This window comes from Alcanivorax sp. REN37 (assembly GCF_041102775.1).
Classification (GTDB): domain Bacteria; phylum Pseudomonadota; class Gammaproteobacteria; order Pseudomonadales; family Alcanivoracaceae; genus Isoalcanivorax; species Isoalcanivorax beigongshangi.
Genome location: NZ_JBGCUO010000006.1, coordinates 1 through 5,819, shown reverse-complemented (window position 1 = coordinate 5,819; position 5,819 = coordinate 1). Strand labels below are relative to the sequence as shown.

The window sequence follows — 5,819 nt, the reverse complement described above, 5'->3', positions numbered from 1 at the left end:
GGTGAATTGAACGTCGCGCTCTTTAACAATCAGGCAGACAAACGTGTGGGACCTGTTCTGTACGTGGATTCGAAAGAATTCAGCGACAGAGCAAAGTTCAACTCAATTGAGTGTATTTGCGATGAGCTGAGCATGTTTAGTGCGTAGGCACTTAAAAAGCTTTTCTTAACCGAAGAGTTTGATCATGGCTCAGATTGAACGCTGGCGGCAGGCCTAACACATGCAAGTCGAGCGGCAGCGGGGAGTGCTTGCACTCTGCCGGCGAGCGGCGGACGGGTGAGTAACGCGTGGGAATCTACCCATTTGTGGGGGATAACTTGGGGAAACTCAAGCTAATACCGCATAATCCCTACGGGGGAAAGCAGGGGATCTTCGGACCTTGCGCAGATGGATGAGCCCGCGTCGGATTAGCTAGTTGGTGGGGTAAAGGCCTACCAAGGCGACGATCCGTAGCTGGTCTGAGAGGATGGCCAGCCACATCGGGACTGAGACACGGCCCGAACTCCTACGGGAGGCAGCAGTGGGGAATCTTGGACAATGGGGGAAACCCTGATCCAGCCATGCCGCGTGTGTGAAGAAGGCCCTAGGGTTGTAAAGCACTTTCAGTAGGGAGGAAGGCTCTGGGTTAATACCCTGGAGTACTTGACGTTACCTACAGAAGAAGCACCGGCTAATTTCGTGCCAGCAGCCGCGGTAATACGAAAGGTGCGAGCGTTAATCGGAATTACTGGGCGTAAAGCGCGCGTAGGTGGTTTGGTAAGTTGGGAGTGAAAGCCCCGGGCTCAACCTGGGAATTGCTTTCAAAACTGCCAGGCTAGAGTGCGGTAGAGGGAGGTGGAATTTCCGGTGTAGCGGTGAAATGCGTAGAGATCGGAAGGAACACCAGTGGCGAAGGCGGCCTCCTGGACTGACACTGACACTGAGGTGCGAAAGCGTGGGGAGCAAACAGGATTAGATACCCTGGTAGTCCACGCCGTAAACGATGTCTACTAGCCGTCGGCGATCTTGTATTGTTGGTGGCGCAGCTAACGCGATAAGTAGACCGCCTGGGGAGTACGGCCGCAAGGTTAAAACTCAAATGAATTGACGGGGGCCCGCACAAGCGGTGGAGCATGTGGTTTAATTCGATGCAACGCGAAGAACCTTACCTACTCTTGACATCCTCAGAACTTGGCAGAGATGCCTTGGTGCCTTCGGGAACTGAGAGACAGGTGCTGCATGGCTGTCGTCAGCTCGTGTCGTGAGATGTTGGGTTAAGTCCCGTAACGAGCGCAACCCTTGTCCCTAGTTGCTAGCGGTTCGGCCGAGAACTCTAGGGAGACTGCCGGTGACAAACCGGAGGAAGGTGGGGACGACGTCAAGTCATCATGGCCCTTACGAGTAGGGCTACACACGTGCTACAATGGCCGGTACAGAGGGCAGCGAAGTCGCGAGGCGGAGCGAATCTCTTAAAACCGGTCGTAGTCCGGATTGGAGTCTGCAACTCGACTCCATGAAGTCGGAATCGCTAGTAATCGCGAATCAGAATGTCGCGGTGAATACGTTCCCGGGCCTTGTACACACCGCCCGTCACACCATGGGAGTGGATTGCACCAGAAGTAGGTAGCCTAACCTTCGGGAGGGCGCTTACCACGGTGTGGTTCATGACTGGGGTGAAGTCGTAACAAGGTAGCCGTAGGGGAACCTGCGGCTGGATCACCTCCTTAACGATGAATCCTGGTTNCACCAGAAGTAGGTAGCCTAACCTTCGGGAGGGCGCTTACCACGGTGTGGTTCATGACTGGGGTGAAGTCGTAACAAGGTAGCCGTAGGGGAACCTGCGGCTGGATCACCTCCTTAACGATGAATCCTGGTTGCAGGACAGGAACCCACACGTTTGTCTGTTTGATTGTTGGCCGGCAAGGCGAAGCCGGAAACAAGTGATCTTTCGAGATTATTTGTTTCCGGTTTTTTTACCGGCNTGCAGGACAGGAACCCACACGTTTGTCTGTTTGATTGTTGGCTAAAGTGCAGCTGAGAAATTGGGTCTGTAGCTCAGTTGGTTAGAGCGCACCCCTGATAAGGGTGAGGTCGGTGGTTCAACTCCACTCAGACCCACCAGATTTGATTTCAAATCTGGAAGCAAGTTGAGATATGGGGCTATAGCTCAGCTGGGAGAGCGCCTGCCTTGCACGCAGGAGGTCAGCGGTTCGATCCCGCTTAGCTCCACCATTTGCTGAAAGTGAATTCAGAATCAAATGTCCTGCGGGATTTTTGCTTCTGGTTTCAGACCAGAAAAGATATGCCCACCATGATGACGAGTCTGGTGTTGGTTCTTTAACAATGAGGATAGAGAAGTCGAGTCAGAAAGATGTGAGTGTCTTAGATGCTTGTGTCTTTCGGCGAAACTGAATTGTTGCTTGGGATATGGCCCTTGCATTCGGCGCGAGTTGGATGTTTTGGGTTATATGGTCAAGTGACGAAGTGTGCGCGGTGGATGCCTTGGCAGCCAGAGGCGATGAAGGACGTTGTAGCTTGCGATAAGCTTCGGGGAGGTAGCAAACAACCTTTGATCCGGAGATTTCCGAATGGGGCAACCCACCTGTCTTAAGACAGGTATCCTGGACTGAATACATAGGTCCATGGAGGCGAACGCGGGGAACTGAAACATCTAAGTACCCGTAGGAAAAGAGATCAACCGAGATTCCCTCAGTAGCGGCGAGCGAACGGGGACAAGCCCTTAAGCTCTCTATTTTTTAGCAGAACGCTCTGGAAAGTGCGGCCATAGTGGGTGATAGCCCCGTATGCGAAAGGGAATAGGGAGTGAAAACGAGTAGGTCGGGACACGTGAAATCTTGACTGAATATGGGGGGACCATCCTCCAAGGCTAAATACTCCTGGCTGACCGATAGTGAACCAGTACCGTGAGGGAAAGGCGAAAAGAACCCCGGAGAGGGGAGTGAAATAGAACCTGAAACCGCGCACATACAAGCAGTCGGAGCCCTTCGGGGTGACGGCGTACCTTTTGTATAATGGGTCAGCGACTTAATTTCAGTAGCGAGGTTAACCGAATAGGGGAGCCGTAGGGAAACCGAGTCTTAATAGGGCGACTAGTTGCTGGGATTAGACCCGAAACCGGGCGATCTACCCATGGCCAGGTTGAAGGTGCGGTAACACGCACTGGAGGACCGAACCGGGATCTGTTGAAAAAGATTCGGATGAGCTGTGGGTCGGAGTGAAAGGCTAATCAAGCCCGGAGATAGCTGGTTCTCCCCGAAAGCTATTTAGGTAGCGCCTCGGACGAATACCACTGGGGGTAGAGCACTGTTTCGGCTAGGGGGCCATCCCGGCTTACCAACCCGATGCAAACTCCGAATACCAGTGAGTACTATCCGGGAGACAGACAGCGGGTGCTAACGTTCGTTGTCAAGAGGGACACAACCCAGACCGCCAGCTAAGGTCCCTAAATCCAGTTAAGTGGGAAACGATGTGGGAAGGCTTAGACAGCTAGGAGGTTGGCTTAGAAGCAGCCACCCTTTAAAGAAAGCGTAATAGCTCACTAGTCGAGTCGGCCTGCGCGGAAGATGTAACGGGGCTCAAACTGGATACCGAAGCTGCGGCTGCATACACAAGTATGCGGGGTAGGGGAGCGTTCTGTAAGCCGTTGAAGGTGTGTTGAGAAGCATGCTGGAGGTATCAGAAGTGCGAATGCTGACGTGAGTAACGATAATGGGGGTGAAAAACCTCCACGCCGAAAGACCAAGGTTTCCTGCGCAACGCTAATCGGCGCAGGGTGAGTCGGCCCCTAAGGCGAGGCTGAGAAGCGTAGCCGATGGGAAACGGGTTAATATTCCCGTACTTCTCGTAACTGCGATGGAGAGACGGAGAAGGCTATGCCTACCGGGCGTTGGTTGTCCCGGGGAAAGACCGTAGGCTGGGAACTTAGGCAAATCCGGGTTCCTAAGGCTGAGAGTCGAGACCACTGGTCCTTTGTGACCGGGAAGTGGTTGATGCCATGCTTCCAGGAAAAACTTCTAAGCTTCAGGTTACGAGAAACCGTACCCCAAACCGACACAGGTGGTTGGGATGAGTATTCTAAGGCGCTTGAGAGAACTCGGGTGAAGGAACTAGGCAAAATTGTACCGTAACTTCGGGAGAAGGTACGCCGGTGGAGGTGAAGGGCTTGCCCCGTAAGCTTCTGTCGGCCGCAGTGAAAAGGCCCCTGCAACTGTTTATTAAAAACACAGCACTCTGCAAACACGAAAGTGGACGTATAGGGTGTGACGCCTGCCCGGTGCCGGAAGGTTAATTGATGGGGTTAGCGCAAGCGAAGCTCTTGATCGAAGCCCCGGTAAACGGCGGCCGTAACTATAACGGTCCTAAGGTAGCGAAATTCCTTGTCGGGTAAGTTCCGACCTGCACGAATGGCGTAATGATGGGGGCGCTGTCTCCACCCGAGACTCAGTGAAATCGAAATCGCCGTGAAGATGCGGTGTACCCGCGGCTAGACGGAAAGACCCCGTGAACCTTTACTATAGCTTCACAGTGGACTCTGAACCTGCTTGTGTAGGATAGCTGGGAGGCATTGAAACCGTGACGCCAGTTGCGGTGGAGCCAACCTTGAAATACCAGCCTGGCATGTTTGGGGTTCTAACCTCGGCCCGTGATCCGGGTCAGGGACATTGTGTGGTGGGTAGTTTGACTGGGGCGGTCTCCTCCCAAAGAGTAACGGAGGAGCACAAAGGTACCCTCAGCACGGTCGGACATCGTGCGGTGAGTGCAAAGGCACAAGGGTGCTTGACTGCGAGACCCACAAGTCGAGCAGGTACGAAAGTAGGTCTTAGTGATCCGGTGGTTCTGTATGGAAGGGCCATCGCTCAACGGATAAAAGGTACTCCGGGGATAACAGGCTGATACCGCCCAAGAGTTCATATCGACGGCGGTGTTTGGCACCTCGATGTCGGCTCATCTCATCCTGGGGCTGAAGCCGGTCCCAAGGGTATGGCTGTTCGCCATTTAAAGAGGTACGCGAGCTGGGTTTAGAACGTCGTGAGACAGTTCGGTCCCTATCTGCCGTGGGCGCTGGAGATTTGAGAGGAGTTGCTCCTAGTACGAGAGGACCGGAGTGAACGAACCTCTGGTGTTCCGGTTGTCACGCCAGTGGCATTGCCGGGTAGCTATGTTCGGACGGGATAACCGCTGAAAGCATCTAAGCGGGAAGCCCCCCTCGAGATTAGATCTCCCTGGGAACTTGATTCCCCTTAAGGGCCGTGGAAGACCACCACGTTGATAGGCTGGGTGTGGAAGTGCAGTAATGCATGCAGCTAACCAGTACTAATTGCCCGTGAGGCTTGACCATATAACCCAAAGCGTCCCTTCGTGGATGCAGTGGCGAGCAGCAATTCAGATCCGAAAGACGCAACATCGGACACTCGCATCATATCGACTTCCCTATCTTCACCGTCTTGATCTTAGTATCAAGGCGAACGAATTTGGCGCATGCCAAACCCGTTTGCCTGACGACAATAGAGCGTTGGAACCACCTGATCCCATACCGAACTCAGAAGTGAAACGACGCATCGCCGATGGTAGTGTGGGGCCTCCCCATGTGAGAGTAGGACATCGTCAGGCACTTATTCCCAAAAGGCCGCTCTTTGAGCGGCCTTTTGCTTTTGGGGAAAATAAAGTCTGGCTCAACAACGGGCCGGCTTTCCCTGGAAGTGCTTCCTTCCTGATGCTCTCCCTTATCGGCGCCCCAAAAAGGCACGCTCTGTGCCAGCCGCTGCGTCACGCCATCACTCACTGAAAGTGCTCGTACGAGAACAGATGATGAGTCTGCG

Annotated in this window: 2 tRNA genes and 3 rRNA genes; all 5 read left to right on the top strand. The window is 53.8% G+C overall.

The annotated features are described in order from the left end of the window. Window positions 1–166: 166 nt before the first annotated feature. Window positions 167–1,706: ribosomal RNA gene (locus AB5I84_RS13710) — 16S ribosomal RNA — on the top strand. Between the two features lie 317 nt (window positions 1,707–2,023). Beyond that, window positions 2,024–2,100 (top strand) — tRNA-Ile (locus AB5I84_RS13705). A gap of 35 nt (window positions 2,101–2,135) precedes the next feature. Continuing rightward, window positions 2,136–2,211: transfer RNA gene (locus AB5I84_RS13700), tRNA-Ala, on the top strand. 238 nt (window positions 2,212–2,449) lie between these two features. Continuing rightward, window positions 2,450–5,338, top strand: a 23S ribosomal RNA gene (locus tag AB5I84_RS13695). A 156-nt stretch (window positions 5,339–5,494) separates the two neighbouring features. Beyond that, window positions 5,495–5,610 (top strand): 5S ribosomal RNA (rrf, locus tag AB5I84_RS13690). Together the 16S, 23S and 5S rRNA genes with 2 tRNA genes alongside form the textbook arrangement of a ribosomal RNA operon. The last annotated feature ends 209 nt before the right edge of the window (window positions 5,611–5,819 follow it).